This window comes from Maricaulis sp. (assembly GCF_015665295.1).
Taxonomy (GTDB): Bacteria; Pseudomonadota; Alphaproteobacteria; order Caulobacterales; family Maricaulaceae; genus Maricaulis.
On sequence record NZ_JADFAJ010000030.1, the window covers coordinates 24796 to 42220 of the forward strand.

The 17425-nt window shown below is 64.0% G+C and carries 15 protein-coding genes and 1 tRNA gene; 7 read left to right on the forward strand and 9 right to left on the reverse strand.

All coding sequences use genetic code 11. The features are described from left to right. Nucleotides 1–6: 6 nt before the first annotated feature. Nucleotides 7–489, reverse strand: a complete 483-nt coding sequence (locus tag QZZ02_RS13030) for an Lrp/AsnC family transcriptional regulator (RefSeq protein WP_291845046.1) — start codon at nt 487–489, stop codon at nt 7–9. Between the two features lie 205 nt (nt 490–694). On the opposite strand from QZZ02_RS13030, the gene ald reads away from it, so the two are divergent. Together ald and QZZ02_RS13040 are read left to right on the forward strand one after the other, a co-directional pair. Next, nucleotides 695–1810 (forward strand): alanine dehydrogenase, encoded by a 1116-nt coding sequence (gene ald, locus QZZ02_RS13035; RefSeq protein WP_291845047.1) that lies wholly within the window; start codon nt 695–697, stop codon nt 1808–1810. 172 nt (nt 1811–1982) lie between these two features. Further along, nucleotides 1983–2642, forward strand: coding sequence for an HAD hydrolase-like protein (locus tag QZZ02_RS13040; protein WP_291845048.1), 660 nt, complete (start codon nt 1983–1985; stop codon nt 2640–2642). 144 nt (nt 2643–2786) lie between these two features. On the opposite strand, the gene QZZ02_RS13045 is transcribed toward QZZ02_RS13040, so the two are convergent. The 4 genes from QZZ02_RS13045 to QZZ02_RS13060 form a co-directional block, all read right to left on the reverse strand. After that, nucleotides 2787–3749: a nitronate monooxygenase family protein gene (locus QZZ02_RS13045; protein ID WP_291845051.1), complete on the reverse strand. Its 963-nt coding sequence runs from the start codon at nt 3747–3749 to the stop codon at nt 2787–2789. Nucleotides 3750–3873: 124 nt separating this feature from the next. Beyond that, nucleotides 3874–4029 (reverse strand): hypothetical protein, encoded by a 156-nt coding sequence (locus QZZ02_RS13050; protein WP_291845052.1) that lies wholly within the window; start codon nt 4027–4029, stop codon nt 3874–3876. 93 nt (nt 4030–4122) lie between these two features. Further along, complete coding sequence (locus QZZ02_RS13055) at nt 4123–4743, reverse strand: DNA-3-methyladenine glycosylase 2 family protein (RefSeq protein WP_291845053.1); 621 nt, start codon at nt 4741–4743, stop codon at nt 4123–4125. Nucleotides 4744–4780: 37 nt separating this feature from the next. Further along, nucleotides 4781–6247 carry a hypothetical protein gene (locus QZZ02_RS13060; protein ID WP_291845054.1) on the reverse strand — a complete coding sequence of 489 codons (1467 nt, stop codon included), beginning with the start codon at nt 6245–6247 and terminating at the stop codon, nt 4781–4783. A 113-nt stretch (nt 6248–6360) separates the two neighbouring features. Between QZZ02_RS13060 and QZZ02_RS13065 the strand changes: the two genes are divergently transcribed. Continuing rightward, entirely contained in the window at nt 6361–7074 is a 714-nt protein-coding gene (locus QZZ02_RS13065; RefSeq protein WP_291845055.1) for a PepSY domain-containing protein, read from the forward strand. Between the two features lie 156 nt (nt 7075–7230). On the opposite strand, the gene QZZ02_RS13070 is transcribed toward QZZ02_RS13065, so the two are convergent. Next, nucleotides 7231–7317 (reverse strand) — tRNA-Leu (locus QZZ02_RS13070). A 55-nt stretch (nt 7318–7372) separates the two neighbouring features. Then, complete coding sequence (locus QZZ02_RS13075) at nt 7373–8983, reverse strand: tetratricopeptide repeat-containing sulfotransferase family protein (RefSeq protein ID WP_291845056.1); 1611 nt, start codon at nt 8981–8983, stop codon at nt 7373–7375. A gap of 207 nt (nt 8984–9190) precedes the next feature. Here QZZ02_RS13075 and QZZ02_RS13080 point away from each other — a divergent pair, with 207 nt between their 5' ends. Next, nucleotides 9191–11686 carry a TonB-dependent receptor gene (locus QZZ02_RS13080; RefSeq protein ID WP_291845058.1) on the forward strand — a complete coding sequence of 832 codons (2496 nt, stop codon included), beginning with the start codon at nt 9191–9193 and terminating at the stop codon, nt 11684–11686. 83 nt (nt 11687–11769) lie between these two features. On the opposite strand, the gene QZZ02_RS13085 is transcribed toward QZZ02_RS13080, so the two are convergent. Beyond that, complete coding sequence (locus QZZ02_RS13085) at nt 11770–13440, reverse strand: VWA domain-containing protein (RefSeq protein WP_291845059.1); 1671 nt, start codon at nt 13438–13440, stop codon at nt 11770–11772. Between the two features lie 809 nt (nt 13441–14249). Continuing rightward, nucleotides 14250–15032 (reverse strand): molybdopterin-binding protein, encoded by a 783-nt coding sequence (locus QZZ02_RS13090; protein WP_291845060.1) that lies wholly within the window; start codon nt 15030–15032, stop codon nt 14250–14252. 64 nt (nt 15033–15096) lie between these two features. On the opposite strand from QZZ02_RS13090, the gene sfsA reads away from it, so the two are divergent. The 3 genes from sfsA to QZZ02_RS13105 form a co-directional block, all read left to right on the forward strand. Next, nucleotides 15097–15801, forward strand: a complete 705-nt coding sequence (sfsA, locus tag QZZ02_RS13095; protein WP_291845061.1) for a DNA/RNA nuclease SfsA — start codon at nt 15097–15099, stop codon at nt 15799–15801. Beyond that, on the forward strand, nt 15801–16277 hold the full coding sequence (locus QZZ02_RS13100; protein WP_291845062.1) for an acyl-CoA thioesterase: 477 nt from the start codon (nt 15801–15803) through the stop codon (nt 16275–16277). The genes sfsA and QZZ02_RS13100 overlap by 1 nt, the downstream gene beginning before the upstream one ends. Before the next feature lie 80 nt (nt 16278–16357). Then, the coding region (locus QZZ02_RS13105; RefSeq protein WP_366511540.1) for a PA domain-containing protein at nt 16358–17425 on the forward strand (1068 nt) is incomplete at its 3' end.

A 17425-nucleotide genomic window follows, 5' to 3' on the forward strand; every position in this document is an offset into this window, starting at 1 on the left:
GCAAGTCTAAGCTGTGATCTGGACTTCGTCCGGCACCGGCATGGCGGTGCGCGAAAAGACGCGCCGGATGGTGAAGGAGGAGTGCAGGCGGGCGACGCCGGGCAGGCCGGACAACACCTCGCGGTGCACGCGCTCATAATCATTCGCGTCACGGACCAGAACCCGGATCAGATAGTCTGCCTCACCGCTCATGAGATAACATTCCATCACTTCGGACACCTGCTCGACGGACTTCTCGAAGGCAACCAGCGTGTCGCGCTTCTGGTTGTCCAGTGTGACCTGGACATAAACCGTGATGCCGCGGCCCAGCGCCTTTTCCGACAGGATGGCGACATAGCGGTCGATTATCCCGGCCCCCTCCAGCGCCTTGACGCGGCGGTGGCAGGCCGAGGCCGACAGGCCGACACGCTCGGCCAGCTCGGCATTGGTCAGCCGGCCATGATCCTGCAACTGGTTGAGAATGGAGATATCAACGCTATCAAGACGCAAGGTACACTCTCCCGGGCATGGGGACTAAATCCGCAGATCATTCTGGATTATCGAGATGGCTTGGTATATATGTCGCCATCATTGCCGTATGTTGCACGATAATTCACAGCAAACGGTCCAAGTTGTCAAATTTAATCACGCAGGCCGCTTCTCGTAATCGAATATCGAAGGAAGCGCCGCACTGCCCAGCCCTTGAGGGATGATCATGCGTATCGGGGTACCCAAGGAAATCAAAGTTCGCGAGTACCGGGTCGGTCTGACGCCAAACAGCGTCGCCGAATTCGTGCGCCATGGCCACGAGGTTTTCGTCGAAACCGCCGCCGGCGAAGGCATTGGCTTTACCAATGACGACTATGTCGCCGCCGGCGCCTCCATCCAGCCGGACGCCGCGTCGGTGTTCGACAGGGCCGAGATGATCGTCAAGGTGAAGGAGCCGCAGCCGTCCGAAACAGCGATGCTGAAGCCGCATCACACCCTCTACACCTATCTCCACCTGGCGGCCGACCCGGTCCAGGCCGAGGGCTTGCGCAAGGCGGGTTGCCTGTCGATCGCCTATGAAACGGTCACCGATCGCGATGGGCGCCTGCCCCTGCTGACACCGATGAGCCAGGTTGCCGGACGGATGTCCGTCTCGGTGGCCGCACATTGCCTGATGAAGGCCCAGGGCGGCCGCGGCACCATGCTGGGCGGCGTGCCCGGCGTGCTGCCGGCCAAGGTGGTCATCATCGGCGGCGGCGTCGCCGGCACCCATGCCGCGGAAATGGCGATCGGGGCCCGTGCCGACGTGACGGTGTTTGACCGTTCCAACCGTCGTCTCGCGGAACTCGACGAACAGTTTTCCGGCGCCGTCAAAACCGCCTACTCGACCCAGGCCGCGCTCGAAGATGCCGTGCGCGAAGCCGATGTGGTGATCGGCGCGGTCCTTATTCCGGGCGCTGCGGCCCCGAAGCTGGTGACACGTGCCATGCTGAAAGAGATGAAGGACGGCGCCGTCCTCGTCGATATCGCCATCGACCAGGGCGGGTGTTTCGAGACCTCCAAGGCCACCACGCACGACGACCCGACCTACATTATCGACGGTGTCGTCCACTACTGCGTCGCCAACATGCCGGGCGCCTATGCCCGCACCTCAACGCTGGCGCTCAACAATGCGACCCTGCCGCTCGGCCTGGAAATCGCCAACAAGGGCACCAAGCGGGCGATCAACGAGAACCCGCATTTGCGCGAGGGCCTGACCACGGCGGATGGCGAAATCTGCCACCAGCTGGTCGCCGATGATCTCGGCCTGCCCTGCGTCAGGCCGGCCTGGCTGACCGCCTGACCATGCCGGCTTGATCAGAACCGTCTGACAAAGACAGGCCAGGGCAGCCACCGGACAGGGGCTGCCCTTTGCTTTTGCGGCTTGCGCCATTACAGCGTGAAACTGTCACAAGAATCGTCGAGGGTTCGACTTTGGGGCGGCTGCATGGCTGCAGCGACGGGGGAGTGAAAGCGTGGCGAACCGCTATGATCTGGTCATCTTCGACTTCGACGGCACGCTCGCCGACAGCCTGACCTGGTTTCGCGGCGCGCTCGCCGATGTGGTCGATAAGCACGGGCTGGCGCCGATCGGCGAGGAGAAGGCAGAATCGCTGCGCGGCCTGACCCCCAAGGCGATCATGGACGAGCTGGACATCCCGGCCTGGAAAATCCCCTTCATCGCCGCTGACGTCCGCGCGCGTGCTGCCGAGAATATCGACAAGATCCACCTGTTTGACGGCATTCGCGACCTGGTGGAGGCGCTCTCGGACAGGGGTGTTGAACTCGCCGTGGTGTCATCGAATGGCGAAACCGCGGTTCGCGCCGTGCTGGGCGAACCGCTCGCCAGTCGTTTCGGCCAGTTCGCCTGTGGCGCGGCCCTGTTCGGCAAGGCATCAATCTTCCGCAAGGTGATCAGGCGCGCCAACACGACGCCTGATCGAACCTTGTGTATCGGCGATGAAGTCCGTGACATCGATGCAGCCCGCGAAGCCGGCTGCCACGCAGGTGCCGTCGAATGGGGCTTCGCCACGCCGGACATCCTTGCAGCCCAGGATCCGCACTACCTGTTTCGAAGACCGTCAGAGATCACCGACAGCCTGAGCATTGAGGCGCGCCGCCGCTCAGGCGGCTGAGCCTGCCTGTCTCGACCCGGCCTGGCCTGCTCCGCCCTTGCGACACTTGCTGATGACAGCGCTGCCAGGTCGAGGCGCCCCCCCCCTGCCCCGCCCGACACAGGCGGGACGGAGCTGTGGAAGGCGCCGCTTCCAGACCTTTGATCAGGCGCAGAGTCGCGCCCTGGCGGCATCATACTCGGCCTTGAGTTGATCGATATACTCGGCCGCCGGGCGGACGGCCTTGACCGATCCGATACCCTGGCCGGAGCCCCAGATATCCTTCCAGGCCTTCGCCTTGGAGCCGCCACCGGACCCGAAATTCATCGCCGACGGATCGCTTTCCGGCAAGGCGTCCGGATCAAGGCCGGCATCAATGATGGACTTTTTGAGGTAGTTGCCGTGCACGCCGGTAAAGAGGTTCGTATAGACAATGTCTTCCGCGGACCCCTCGACAATACCCTGCTTGTATGCCGCTTCGGCGCGGGCCTCGGCGGTCGCGATGAAGGCCGAGCCGATATAGGCATAATCCGCACCCATCGCCTGGGCCGCGAGCACGCCGCCGCCGGTCGAAATGGCGCCGGAACACAGGATGGGACCGTCAAACCAGGACCGCGTCTCGGCAATGAAGCCGAAGGGTGACAGGGCGCCGGCATGGCCACCGGCACCGGAGGACACGCAGATCAGGCCGGTCGCGCCCTTCTCGATCGCCTTGTGGGCAAAGCGCTGATTGATGACGTCATGCAGGGTGATGCCGCCCCAGGCCTGCACCGCCTGGTTCACTTCGGCCTGGGCTCCGAGCGAGGTGATCACCACCGGCACCTTGTATTTTTCGCACAGCTCCAGGTCTTCCTGCAGGCGATTATTGGAGCGGTGGACGATCTGGTTGACCGCAAACGGCGCGGCCGGCTTGTCCGGATTGGCGCGGTTGTAGCTCTCGAGCTCGGAGGTGATCTGGTCCAGCCACTCATCGAGCTGGCTGACCGGGCGGGCATTGAGCGAGGGAAAGGACCCGACAATGCCGGCCTTGCACTGGGCCAGGACCAGGTCCGGGTTCGAGATGATGAAAAGCGGTGCGCCAATGACAGGCAGGCGCAGCTTCCCCTTGAGAATGTCGGGTTCGGCCATGGGAACTCCCCTCTTGATGTCGACCAGGCTCGCGATCGCTTCTTTTGGCGACCCGCGATTGAACAGGGTTCATGGCGAAGGTTAGAGAGAGCGGTATGGGATGTCGAGCGCGCGGTGAAGCCGCTCAGTCATCATGACTGGCAGCCGCCTGCACGCCCTCGCCTGCGCCGGAAAAGATAAGCGCGAACAACAGGCCGATCAGCGCATTGTCGGTCAGCATCCAGCCCAGGGCCCAACCGCCGACAAACAGGCCGGCATCGATGAGAATACGTCGTGTCATGACCGCCATTCGACCAGCCGAACTCGGCCAAGATAAGGCGTTTTGTAGGCAAGCTCAGCGGGACCGTGGCCGGCCTGGTCCCGTATGCCCGGATCAGGCCGTCGCGCCGTCCGGCGGTGCATCGACATGCGCCCACATGTAATAGGCCAGCCAGGACCGGTAGGGCTTGAACATGGCGGCGGTCCGCACCGTCTTGCGGCGCCTTGAGGTCAGGCGCTCGAGTGTCTTGCGGGCGGCAACATCGCCGTCGGGCCAGACATCGCCCTCGCCGAAATAGAATATGTTCATCATGTCCGCCGTCCACTGGCCCACGCCCCATATCTCGGTCAGGCGGGCGCTGCGCTGGCCGATCGGCAGGGCGCGCAGCACATCCGTGTCGAGCCCGACCGTTCGGTGGGTTTCGGCGATGGTGATGATGGTGCGGGTCTTGGCGCCCGAGAGGCCGCAGGCTCTCAAGCTTTCGGTATTGCCGGGACAGAAATGGTCGAGCAGGTCGGCATCGCCGGCACTGGCTTCAACCCGGCCCCAGATCGCCGCAGCAGCCTTCACCGATATCTGCTGCCCGGCAATGGCCCGGCACAGATAATCGGGGAAGGCCAGATCATCGCGTCGCGGCAGTTTCAACGCACCCTGATGCCGGATCGCGGCATACAGGTCCGGAAACAGCGGCTCGGCGGCGGCGAGAAGATGGTCATGGACGGCGCGGTGCGGCATGGGCGCAGGCTAGCGCCCTGCCGCACCGACGTCGATATCAGCGGCTCAGGAAATCAGGCATGCAGGCCGCATCCCGCGAGCCCGCACAGCCTTGCGCCGCAAACCGGACCAGGATCTCGTCCGGTCCAAAAGCGGCCGTCGCGAGCCCGGCGGTGTCAATCTCTGCCAGCAAGCCGAACGGATCGAACGGGCCATTGAGCATGGCCAGGATTTCACTGGCGGCGCCGTCGGACCGGGCATCCAGGGCGGCCAGCATGCGGGCCTGGGAGTAGCGTCGGTCGTCCGCCTCGTAGAGCGAGCGCAGCGCTGCCTCGTAAGACCCGGCGCCATGCAATTCGGTCATGCGCGCATCGAGCAGAAGGTGAAACAGCGCGCCGCCGCCATAGACCAGGGTCCGGTTCTCCTGCTTGTTCTCGCCGGCCTCGGCCAAGCTGACAGGCCCGCTTTGGATACGCCCAAGCAGGAAGCGGCGAATCTGTCCTTCGATCATGAAAATGACATCGTCGGCCTCGACCAGCTCCGTGCGGTAGAGGGTTTTCATGGTGAGATAGTCGGTCCCGCCTTCGGTGAACCATTGCAGCTCGGCATCCGGCTGTCGTGAGATGGCAATGCCGATCCAGGCGTGCAGCGACTCATGTGCGAGCGAGCGAGCCCACATCAGGCGCTCATGCTCACGGAAGGGCGCAGGCAGGCGTTGCCCGAAACTTTCGGCGAAGGCACCGCCATCATTCATGTCATCCTCGCCGAACGCCACGAGATAGCGCTCCATCGGAACGCCACCGAAAATCCCGGTGTAGGCGGCAAGGCTGCGGCGCAGCACCTCCGCAAAGGCCGGCCGCGCTTCATCGAAGACGGATTCACTGATGATCACCACGTCAAGGCCGTCGAGGGTGACCGTTTGCGGCTCGAGGTCCGGGCCAAGGACAACAAGATTGCGGATCAGGCTGTTCAGCCCGGACACCGCGAACGCATTCGCGTCAACCTCTGCCCAGGGCGTCACGGCCTGCCAGCCTTCCGGCATGATCATGCGGACATCAAACTGGCAGTCTCCCCAACCATAGCTGACCGCCAGAACAGACTGGAGAACAAAGTAAAAGCCGTCGTCAAACCGATAGGCGATTTCCTCCTTGCCGATATTCCATTCGGCGCGATCATGGTCGGCAGTCAGCGTGTAGCGGTATCCGTCCCAGCGCGCCTCGCTGTCGCCAGGCAATTGCCAGGTGCCATAGCCGGCATAATCAGCCGCGACGACCACACCGTCAGACCGCTCAAAGACCATATCCGACAGGAAGTCAGCCTGCCCGTCCTGCGTTCCTGGAGCCTCTCGCCACGAGATGTCGATGGCGCCTTGTGAACCCGGCGCGGAAACCGCGATATCGAACCGGTTCTCCTCCACGTGCGCAATCCGTACGCGGACCGGATCGGCGGGACACTCGGCCCCGGCCGCGCCCAGGCCGACCGAAAGCGTCACGGCCAACACGGCCACAGGTTTGACGTATCCCATATGGAAACTCCGAAGATTGCGTTTCGCCCAGGATGCGCCTGCACACAGTTTTGGATGCGATGCCCGGATCCGGTGTACACCTGACATCGCAAAACATTGCCCCGGGAGGCACCGTGAAACTCCATCGATTGATGAGCCAGATTCATCTCTGGCTGGGTGCAGCCTTCGGCGTGCAGGTCATGCTGTGGCTGGTTTCGGGCCTCGTCATGGTGATCATTCCCATCGAGGAAATCCGCGGCGAACACCTGCGCCATGACGAGGCTGACCACCCGCTCGACTGGGCTGACGAGGCTTTGCCACTGGCCAGCATTCTGGCCGCCCGCGAGACCGAAGTGACAGCCGCGCGGACCGGCTGGCTGGCCGGACAGCCGGTTTGGCGACTGGAAACGGCAGCGGGACCGGTCATGATCAACGCCCGCACCGGCGTGACGCTGTCGCCGATCAGCGAGGCGCTCGCTGTCAACATCGCCGCCACCCGCCAGAACGGGCTGGGCGAGATTGCGGACATTGACTGGCTGACCGACCCGCCTCGCGAAGCCGGACTCGCCGTACCGGCCTGGCGGATCGACTTCGCCGCCGGCGACACCACGCCGCCCGCCACTTTCTACATCAACAGCCAGACCGGCGAGCTGCGCGCCGTGCGCACCACGGCCTGGCGTGTCTACGACTTCTTCTGGGGCGTCCACATCATGGACTGGTCGAGCCGGGAGAATTTCAATTCCTGGTGGATCAAGGTGACCACCATGATCGCCCTGCTCTTCGGCATGGCCGGCGCCTATCTGACGGTCTGGCGCCTGTGGATGATGGGACACAATCGGCGGGCTTGAGGCGCGATGACCTGCTGCGGCCTGCCCCGGTTGTTATGCCCCCGTTGTTTGCCCCCGTCGCACTGCCTGCGGGCAGCACCGCTTCGCCCCGGCGTGCACGCCCTGCCGATGGCTTGCCACCCGAAGCCCGCAGGGCGAAGGGTGAAGGGTGAAGGGTGGTGCGGGCGGCCGGACTTGAACCGGCACGACCTTGCGGTCGACAGATTTTAAGTCTGCTGCGTCTACCGATTCCGCCACGCCCGCGGGAGGGACACGACCATGATCCTACACCGCTTCGGCAGACTGGCCAGCCGGTCGGTCAGGCCTCGCGCAGCCAATGACCGTTGGCGTCGATGACACCGCCCTCTTCCAGAATCGCCCGCATCGGACGGAGCGCCTCGGCATGGCGCTTCCAGCGCCCGATCGAGCTTGAATAGAGCGGCTGGCGGACCTGGACCGAGCTGGCTGTGGCAACGCTGCCGGCCTGGTTGTGAAAATCAAGGCAGGCCGGTTCCCAGTCGAGGCCGCAATGGGCAATCAGGCGACGCGCCTCGCCGTCCAGATCGGCGACGACGTCCTCGTAGGCGATCTCGGTATAGCGATCGGGCGGCAGTGTGGCGGCCCAATGGGCCCGCAGCCGGTCAAAGCCGAGATAGTAACGGGCGCAATCCTCCAGATCGTAGGCATAGTTGTAATAGGAGAAACTGGTCGCGAAGAGCTGGCGGTAATTGCTGAGGCAGGCATCGATCGGATGGCGCCGCAGGCAGATGATGCGGGCGTTCGGCATCGCGCGATGGATCTGGCCTGCCCAGATGATGTTGAGCGGCATCTTGTCGGTGAAGCGGGGGGCATCGCCGGCCAGATCAGCAACACTGTCCTCATAGGCCTCTCCCCAGCGGGTCGCTGCGACACCGCTGGCCGCCGACAAGGTGGCCGCATCCATGACATAGGGTCCGGGCGTTCCCGCCAGGCGCTTGCCGATCAGCGCGAAACTGGACAATTCCCCGACCGGGCGGATGGCGCTGTGGGCACCGAGAATGCGGTCGACCAGTGTCGTCCCGGTCCGGGGCAGACCGGTAATGAAGACCGCACGCTCGCTTGGCCATCCGGGCGCCGGGTCGCCACCGGCCCCGCCCCGAATTGCGGCGTCAAAGAGCGCCGCATCAACCGCGCTGTCATAACCCCGACGCTCGCGCACCCCAGCCTTGGCGCGGCCCAGCCAGTCCAGCGCCTCGCCGTCGCGACCGAGATCCTCCAGCGTCTTGGCGATGGCGTGACCGAGATGAAGTTGCGCGTCCTCATCATCGCCGGCGCGCGCCGCAAAGGCCGCGACCAGAGCATCCAGACGGTTGTCGGCCTCGGACTGGCGCTTGAGCCCGACGATGGCTGACAGGGCCCGCACATGGCCCGGTGCCAGATCCAGGGTTCGCGCATAGGCGGTTTCGGCAGCGGCAAAATCACCGGCGAACTGGCGTGAGGCGGCCAGGTTGTAGTGGTAGTCAGGGCGGGCCGGGTCCTGCTTCACCGCCGCCTCGAACAGACCGATCGCGCCGGCATGATCGCCAAGTCGGGTGAACACCACGCCGATCGTGTCGAAGGTCAGGGCATCGGGCGGTCCGAGCTGCGCCGCCCGGCGGGCGGCCTCACCTGCCAGCTTGCGATGATTGAGCGCCAGCAGCGACTTGGCGCGATGGGCCTGAAAACGGGCATCGAGCCCGTTGACCGCAATTGCCCGGTCGAAAATCTCGACCGCCTTGGCGTGATTGTCATGGGCCGCGGTGAGCAGGCCCAGCAGGAAGAAGGCTTCGGCATTCGGCCCGTGCTGCTGCAAGACCGCCACGCAATGGGCATGTGCTTCCTGATAGCGCTTTGCCGCGAGGGCGGTGGCGGCGCGAGCCAGACGCGATTCTGCCGTGGCCGTCGCGGTCATGCCGGCATCGCCAGGGCGGGAAGGACGAAGGGGCATGAGGCCACCGAATGCTGCAGACGCGAAGCCTGTTCGCAGTCGCAGCGTGTCATGCAGGCAACAGGTTCGGGAGGAAAACAGAATTGTGACATGAATCCGGCGCCCGGCAATTGCTTTCGTTTCACTCAGAAGATCATGATCAGAACACAAATTCATTCGGAGATTTCAGTCATGCCCGCAAAATCCAAAGCATCGCTTCGCTCGCGCCTGGCCTGTTCGATCAGTGTACTTGCCCTGCCACTTGCCGGCATGTCAGCGATCGGCTCGGCTCACGCGCAGGACAATGCCTCATCCTCGCAGGACGTGATTGTCGTGACCGCGACACGCCGGGCCGAAGGCGTGCAGGACATCCCGCTCAACATTGCAGCGATCGGCGGCAGCCAGATCGAGGAGCAGGGCTTCGAGGACCTCGCTGATGCCCTCGCCTATGTCCCGGGCATCAACATCGTTGATCGCGGCGGCCGCCAGGGCAATCCGATCATCGTGCGCGGGCTCAATGCCGACCCGATCAACTCCGGCGACGGCAATAATGACGGTGGCGGCACTGTGGCCACCTATCTTGGCGAGATCCCGCTCTTCATCGACCTCAAGATGAATGACCTCGAGCGCGTCGAAGTGCTGCTCGGGCCGCAGGGCACGCTCTATGGTGCCGGCACGCTGGGCGGCGCGATCCGCTACCTGCCCAACCGGCCGGATTTCGACAGCAACATGCTGCAGATCCGCTCTTCCTTCTATCAGTACTCCGAAGCTGAGAGCCCGTCCGCCGACATCGGTTTCACCTTCAACCGTTCGGTGTCCGACACTTTCGCCATCCGCGGCTCGCTCGACGTGCTGCAGGATTCCGGCTTCACCGATTACTCCTATCGCGTGCGCCAGCCGGGCGTGTCCAACCCGAACCCGGATTTCAATGATCCGGCCGACGTCGCTGCCAATCTCGCTCCGGTCCAGGATGCTGACGGCGAAGATACCCTCTCCGGCCGCATCGCCGCGCGCTGGGTGCCGGTCGACTGGCTCGACGCAACCGCGACCTATTACTTCCAGCGCCAGGACATTGAAGGGCGCCAGATTTCCTCGCGCCGTTCGCCAATCCCGGCTGGCGGATACGAGTCCGGCCTGCGCGTTCTCGAGCCGATCGAGCGCAATAACGAGCTCTTCGCCCTGGAAGTCACCGCCGATCTCGGATTTGCCGAACTCACCTCGGCGACCGGTTTCGGTCGTTATGACGAGGACGGGCAGCGCGACCAGACGGACCTGCTGATCTCCCTGGAATATTCCTATGAGAGCTTCCCGAACTTCACCGCCTTCACCCATGAGCTGGGCGAGGACGAGTTCTTCAACCAGGAACTCCGCCTGGTCTCGACCTATGAGAGCCAGTTCAACTGGATCCTGGGTTACTACTACAACAAGGCCGAGTTCGTGAGCTCTTCTTCGGAGTTCACGCCGAACTATTCCGCCTATGTGAACGACAATTTCGGCTTCGGCCTGACCGAGAACCCGACCGATCTGGAGTATTTCTCCACCTCCAACACCCAGCTCACCGAAAGCGCCATCTTCGGCGAGCTCGGCTGGGACATCACCGACCGGCTCTCGATCACGGTTGGCGGACGCTATTACGAGTACGAGCTGGAATCGGTCTCGACGGTCGACTTCCCGCTGTTCGAAGCGCCGACCTATACGCCGCTCACCCTCGATGAAATCCGCGACCTCGCCTTTGATCCGGCGCTCGCCCAGTCCGATGACGGCTTCCTCTACAAGTTCAACATCGCCTATGACCTGACCGACGACATCCTGGCCTATTTCACGGTGTCGGAAGGCTATCGCATCGGCGCCTCGAACGGCCTTGGCCCGTGCCCGGCATTTGACCCGAACGCGAACCAGGGCGCCTGCGCCCTCGCACCGGGCCAGCAATACGGTCCCAATCCGGGTGACATCGCCGAGTTCGACGAACGCCAGTACGGCCCGGACCAGACGACCAATTACGAGCTCGGCGCCAAGACGAACTGGGCCGGCGGAGCGGTGACGCTGAATGGCGCCATCTTCCTCGTTGAATGGACCGACCCGCAGGTCTCATCGGCCACGGTCAATGCCAATATCCCGATCACGGTCAACGCGGCCGGTGCCGAGTCGAAGGGTTTCGAACTGCAGGGCAGCTGGCAGGTCGCGCACAATTTCGAACTGCGCGGCACCTATTCCTTCACCCAGTCGGAACTGACCGCCGATGTGCCCTTCCTGATCCGCACCATCACCCCGCCGGGCTTCGCCTCGGCGTTTGAGGATGGTGAAGCCGGTGACCGCCTGCCGGGCTCGCCGGAGACCCAGGCCTCGGTCTTCGGTCGCTACACCACCGACCTCGCGAGCGGTGCCCAGCTCAACTACAATCTCGGCATTTCCTATACGGGTGACATTCTCACCCGCACCGGTGGCCGGGGCAGCAGCGCGACGCTGGACAGCTATTTCGTGGCCAATGGCTCGATCAATTATGATGCCGGCAACTGGGGCGCGACGCTCTTCATCAACAATATCGGCAATGAGTATATCGAGACCGGTATTCGTGGAACGTCGCTGTCAAACCAGACCATCAACGGTCAGACGGTGCGCACCCACTACGCCAATGTCGCCCCGCCGCGGACGATCGGCGTGCGCTTCCACTACCAGTTCGGCGATTGATCCCGGACAGGTGGCAAGCCTGAAACACGAAGAGCCGCGCCCCAGGGCGCGGCTCTTTTCATGTCGGCTCCAACAATTGTTGATCAGGGCTTGAAACGCGCCGCGTCGGCCGCCTCGGCCTGGCTGACCAGGTCGAGAAACTCCGCCCGGTATCCGAACGCATCCGCGCCCATTGCGCCTGCCGCGGTCTCGCGGATCGCGGCCCAGTCATACTCATCGCCGAGATAGGCATCGCCGCGCAGACGCTGGGCAAAACCGGCAACCGCGATCGAGAAGCGCGCCTCCTGCGGCGCATCCTCGAAATCCATGACCCTGTCGGCATCGGTCACAGGCCGCTCGATCAGCCGGCTGTCATCCTCGCCCGGACGCTTGTAGCGCAGGCGCAGGAAGCCGAACTCGCCATCGAGGTCCGGCTCGACCGCCGCGCCGCCACCATAGCGCAGCGGTTCCATCAGCACGCCTTCCGAACCGGGTGCCGCGATCTCGTAGATGGCGGTCACCGAATGACCCGAGCCAACCTCGCCGGCATCCACCGCGTCATTGTTGAAGTCAGCGCGGTCCAGAAGCCGCGTCTCGTATCCGATCAGGCGATACTCGGCGACCCGCGCCGGATTGAACTCGATCTGGATCTTGACGTCTTCGGCGATCGGGAAGAGCGCGGAAAAGCTCTCCTCGACCAGCATGCGCCGCGCTTCCTGGCGGCTGTCGATATAGGCCGCCGTGCCGTTGCCGGCCTGGGCGATCGTCTGCATCATCTGGTCGTTGTAATTGCCGCGACCAAAGCCCATCACCGACAGGTAGATGCCGCTGTCACGCTTGCGGGCAACGAAATCCTCGAGCCGCTCATCCTGCGTGACGCCGACATTGAAATCGCCATCGGTGAGCAGCATGACGCGATTGACCGCATCGGCGTCGAAATTCTGCTCGGCGAGATCATAGGCCAGCGCCAGGCCGGCACCTCCCGCCGTCGACCCGCCGGCGCTCAGACGATCCAGCGCCCGGTGGATGGTGCGGGCGTCCCGCGCCTCGGTCGGCGGCAAGACCGCACCGGCGGCCCCGGCATAGACGACCAGGGCAACGGTGTCCTCGGGGTGAAGCTCATCGACCAGCATGTGCATGGCCTGGATCGCCAGCGGCAGCTTGTCCGGATCATTCATCGAGCCGGAGACATCGACCAGGAAGACCAGATTGGCGCGCGGCCTTTCCTCGGCAATGATCTCATAACCCTGGATGCCGATGTGCAGGAGCTGGGTTCCGGCATTCCACGGCGTCGGCGTCACGGTCACATGGGTCGCAAACGGCGCTTCCGGCCCCGGCGGCAGGGCATAGTCATAGTCGAAATAATTGACCATCTCCTCGATCCGTACCGCATCGGTCGGCGGCAGTTGGCCGTTTTCGAGTGAATTGCGGACCAGGGAATAGCTCGCCGTATCGACATCGATGGAGAAGGTGGAAACGGGTTCATCGGCGGTGGAGACGACCGGGTTGGGATCGACATCCTCATAGCGCTCGCGATCGATGACGGGCTGATCGGGCATGGTGAGATTCGAGACACCGGCAATCGCGTCACTGCCATATGCCGCACTTCGGACGCGAGACCCGGTCACGGTCACCATCTCGGCCATGGCCGGCGGCGGAGGGGGCGGAGGCGGCGCGGGCGGAGGCGGCGATAATGGCGGCGGCGGCGCGACCGTGGTTGTGCAGGCCGCCAGCAAGGCCAGGCCTGCGGCACTGATCAAAAGAACGCGTTTCATGGAATCCCCTTCCGGTCCCGAAATCCCTCAAATGGCAGCCTGAAAGCGTTCCGCGACCGCGACAAGTCGAAACCGGGGCAATTGAAAGGCAGGCGGCACATTCAGCGCCAGATGGGGACAGCACCAATCTCGCCACGGTGTTGCCACCTGGCGGGATGAGGGGTGCGGGGTCCCGGCCGATGCCGGTTTGGCTATTGTCTTGTGTGGATGGGCACCTCGGGCACCCCGCACACGGAGATTTGGTCAGGGCCGTTACCGGCCCCGTCTCGAAACCGACAGGGACAAACGGTCGAGCTTTGTGCCGCCGTCCTGCCGATGGCCACGCCGGGTTGGTCTGGCGGTGTTTCCAGGCAACCGGACGAGCTCCGTCCTCCCAACGCCCCCGGATCACCAATCCGGGCCTCGAGTGACGCGGGACGGGGGGATTATGGGGCGCTCGGGACGGGCAGGGATAAGTTTTGTGATTTTTGTTGTCGGCTCACACTCTCCCTCGCCCCCGGGAGAGGGTCAGGGTGAGGGGTAAATCCCGGTGAACGCGGAACAAATCCCCCTCATCCGGCCCTCCGGGCCACCTTCTCCCAAGGGAGAAGGAAGGCGTGCACAGTGTCGGATAAGCGCGCACTTTTCTTCCCCACGATGTGGGGAAGTGGCCCTCCGTAGCCTTGGCGAAGGAGGGTCGATGGGACCGAGCGTAGCGAGGAAGGCGAAGCGAGGTGGCCGCAAGCGCGGAAAAGCCCCACCGCCTGCGGCGGCCCCTCCGTCCCGCCCTTCGGGCGCGACACCTCCCCATGGAATGGGGAGGAAAATCCTCAATCCACCGGATCAATCCGCGCGGTGATCCCCAACGCTTCGACCATCGCCGCGATCCGCGCGATCACCTGGTCGAGCTGGTCGGCATCGGTGGCGCGGGCGACGAGGTGGGTGCCGCGCTTGATCTCGCCCGCCTTCACTTCAAGGAAATAGGGATAGGAACCGATCGAGACATCGGGGAATTCGGTCGCCAATGCGCCGAGCGCCTCGGCGACATCGCCTTCGCGGAGGTTGTCGCCCTTGACCGAGCGCGACTGGGTCACCGCCCCGCCTTCCAGCCGATGATCGATATCATTGAGCATGCCGGCGACGATGGAGGGCACGCCCGCCAGGGTGAAGACATTGCCGGTCTGGAAGCCCGGCGCGCCGGTCACCGGGTTGGCGATCAGGCTGGCCCCGTCGGGGATGCGCGCCATGCGCTTGCGGCTCTCGGTGACCGGGGTCTGGGTCCTGGCATACCAGTCCTCGATGATGGCCAGCGCATCGTCGCGGACATCAATGCCGACGCCAAATGCCCTGGCGACCGCATCGGCGGTGATGTCGTCATGGGTCGGGCCGATGCCGCCGGTGGTGAAGACATAGTCACAGGCGCGGCGCAGCGCGTTGAGCGCGGCGACGATGGTGTCGGTCTCGTCCGGCACGATGCGGCATTCCACGACATTGATGCCGATCGGGGCGAGAAAGCGGGCGATCTGGTTGAGATTTCTGTCCTGGGTGCGACCGGACAGGACCTCATCGCCAATCAGGAGCACCGCCGCCGTCACCCGTTTGCTCGCCGTCATGAGAATCGTCCTTAAATGTCGCCTGGATGAGGATATATGAGCCTGCCGCAGGGAAGTCCAAGCCATGAAATTCGCAAACCCGCTCATCTCCGGCACGCTGGTGAAACGCTACAAGCGCTTCTTTGCGGATGTCGAGCTGGAGGGTGGCGAGATGGTCACCGCGCATTGTGCCAATACCGGCGCCATGACGGGCATCAAGGAACCGGGCCTTCCGGTCTGGCTTTCTCGATCCGACAATCCCAAGCGCAAGCTGAAATTCACCTGGGAGCTGGTCGAGGCGGAAGGCACGCTGATCGGCGCCCTGCCCAATCTCGCCAATGCGCTGGCCGAGGAGGCCGTCGAGGCCGGCATGCTCGCCGAGCTGACCGGCTATGACAGCCTGCGACGCGAGGTAAAATATGGGACGAATTCCCGCATCGACCTGCTGCTGGAAGGGGTCGGCAAGCCGCCCTGCTGGGTCGAGGTGAAGAATGTCCACTGGCAGCGCGGTCCCGGCATCGCCGAATTTCCCGACGGGGTGACCGCACGCGGCGCCAAGCATCTTGTGGAGCTGGCGGGCCAGGTCGCGGCCGGCGAGCGGGCGGTCCAGCTTTTCATTGTCCAGCGAAGCGATTGCGATGTGTTGCGGCCCGCCGCCGACATTGACCCGGTCTATGCCCGGACCCTGCGCGAGAGTGCGGCAGCCGGGGTTGAAGTCCTCGCCTATGCCTGCGACGTCTCACCGGCGGCGGTGACAATCACCCGACCGATGCGCGTGGAGCTGGGATGATGACCGACGACTGGAATGGCTGGGACCTGCCGGACGCCTATATCCATCGCATCACGGTCGGGGCGAAGGATATCGACAGTTTCGGCCACGCCAATAATGCCCGCTATCTGGAATGGGCCGACGAGGCCGCCTGGACGCACTGGTTTTCCAAGGGCGAGGCCTACACGATGGAGGCCTGCGCCAAGGATGATCGCGGCATCGCCATCATCCGCACCGAGGCCGACTATCTCGGCCATGTCCGGGTCGGCGACGAGATCGACTGCGCCGTCTGGATCAGCCAGTCCGATCGCCGGCTGCGGGCCGAGCGGCGCTATCAGTTCCGCCGCGTCAGTGACGGGGCAACTGTGTTTCGTGCCCTGACCAAGGTCGTCTGCTTCCAGCTCTCGACCGGCCGCCCGGCGCGCATGACGCCAATCTTTTCAGACCACTATTCCGTACTGCCCTCTGTCGCCGCGGCACTTGTGACTGAAAATTAACAAACCACCGACGTTGTACGTCACCCCGCCCCCCCTATAGTCCAGCCAGACACCAACACCTCTTTGGGGGAGGCTTTTACATGAAGTATCTCATTCCGGCGCTTGCCGGTCTGGCCCTTGCCGCCTGTACGGCCGCAACCAATACCGACACCGGCAGCGAAACCGCTGAAGCGGCCTTCACGCCGGATGTGAGCGCGGTGAATATCGAAGCGCATATCCGCTTTCTCGCCTCGGACTATCTGGCCGGACGCGATCCGGGCACGGATGGCTATGAAATCGCCGCCAATTATGTGGCGGCCCAGATGCGTCTGCTCGGGCTTGAAGCCGCAGGTGACAATGGTGGTTATTTCGCCGAAGTGCCGCTGCACGAAGTTCGTCCCGATGCCGACTACAACCAGATGACGCTCGATGGTGAAGTCTTCGAACATGGCACCGGCGCCTACATCTCCGCCAATCCCAGCGTTCTGGAAGCGGACGTGACCGGCGAGCTGGTCTTTGTCGGCTATGGCGTCTCGGCGGCCAACCGCGGCCATGACGACTATGCCGACCTTGATGTCGAAGGGAAGATCGTCGTCGTCATGGGCGGCGTCCCGGAAGACGTCTTCGAGGGTCTGTCCGAAGAACGCGCTCACCACAATTCCGGCACCACCAAGCGGAATGTCGCCGCCGAGCACGGCGCGATCGGCATGATCTCGCTGACCAGCTGGACACCGGAGCAATTGACCGGTTTCACCGAAGGCTTCGGATCCCGCCCTGCGGTCCGGCTCACCACTGCGACCGGCCCGTCGGGCTATGACAGCGTGGCCGCCTCGGCCAATGTCACGACCGAGCTGGGGGCCCGCCTGTTCGAAGGTGCGGAGATGAGCCTGGAAGACGTCCAGGCCGCCATGTCGGCCGAAGAGCCGAGCTATCCGCGCTTTGACCTGCCGCACACCGTGACGCTGCGTCAGCGCACCCTGTCCGAGCCCTTCGACGCTCCGAATGTGGTCGGCATGATCCGCGGTTCTGACCCCGCCCTTGCCGATGAGTTCCTGATACTCACGGCCCATCTCGACCACCTTGGCACGATTACCGATCACATGCGCGCCGGAGGCTCCTGCCGCTCGTCCGATGACAGCGACCAGATCTGCAATGGCGCGGTCGACAAT

What these genes read in the sequence shown, in the direction of transcription:
- ald (WP_291845047.1), top strand. Translation starts at nt 695, where the DNA reads ATGCGTATCGGGGTACCCAAGGAAATCAAAGTTCGCGAGTACCGGGTC.
- QZZ02_RS13045 (WP_291845051.1), bottom strand. Translation starts at nt 3,749, where the DNA reads ATGGCCGAACCCGACATTCTCAAGGGGAAGCTGCGCCTGCCTGTCATT.
- QZZ02_RS13050 (WP_291845052.1), bottom strand. Translation starts at nt 4,029, where the DNA reads ATGACACGACGTATTCTCATCGATGCCGGCCTGTTTGTCGGCGGTTGG.
- QZZ02_RS13055 (WP_291845053.1), bottom strand. Translation starts at nt 4,743, where the DNA reads ATGCCGCACCGCGCCGTCCATGACCATCTTCTCGCCGCCGCCGAGCCG.
- QZZ02_RS13060 (WP_291845054.1), bottom strand. Translation starts at nt 6,247, where the DNA reads ATGGGATACGTCAAACCTGTGGCCGTGTTGGCCGTGACGCTTTCGGTC.
- QZZ02_RS13075 (WP_291845056.1), bottom strand. Translation starts at nt 8,983, where the DNA reads ATGACCGCGACGGCCACGGCAGAATCGCGTCTGGCTCGCGCCGCCACC.
- QZZ02_RS13080 (WP_291845058.1), top strand. Translation starts at nt 9,191, where the DNA reads ATGCCCGCAAAATCCAAAGCATCGCTTCGCTCGCGCCTGGCCTGTTCG.
- QZZ02_RS13085 (WP_291845059.1), bottom strand. Translation starts at nt 13,440, where the DNA reads ATGAAACGCGTTCTTTTGATCAGTGCCGCAGGCCTGGCCTTGCTGGCG.
- QZZ02_RS13090 (WP_291845060.1), bottom strand. Translation starts at nt 15,032, where the DNA reads ATGACGGCGAGCAAACGGGTGACGGCGGCGGTGCTCCTGATTGGCGAT.
- sfsA (WP_291845061.1), top strand. Translation starts at nt 15,097, where the DNA reads ATGAAATTCGCAAACCCGCTCATCTCCGGCACGCTGGTGAAACGCTAC.
- QZZ02_RS13100 (WP_291845062.1), top strand. Translation starts at nt 15,801, where the DNA reads ATGACCGACGACTGGAATGGCTGGGACCTGCCGGACGCCTATATCCAT.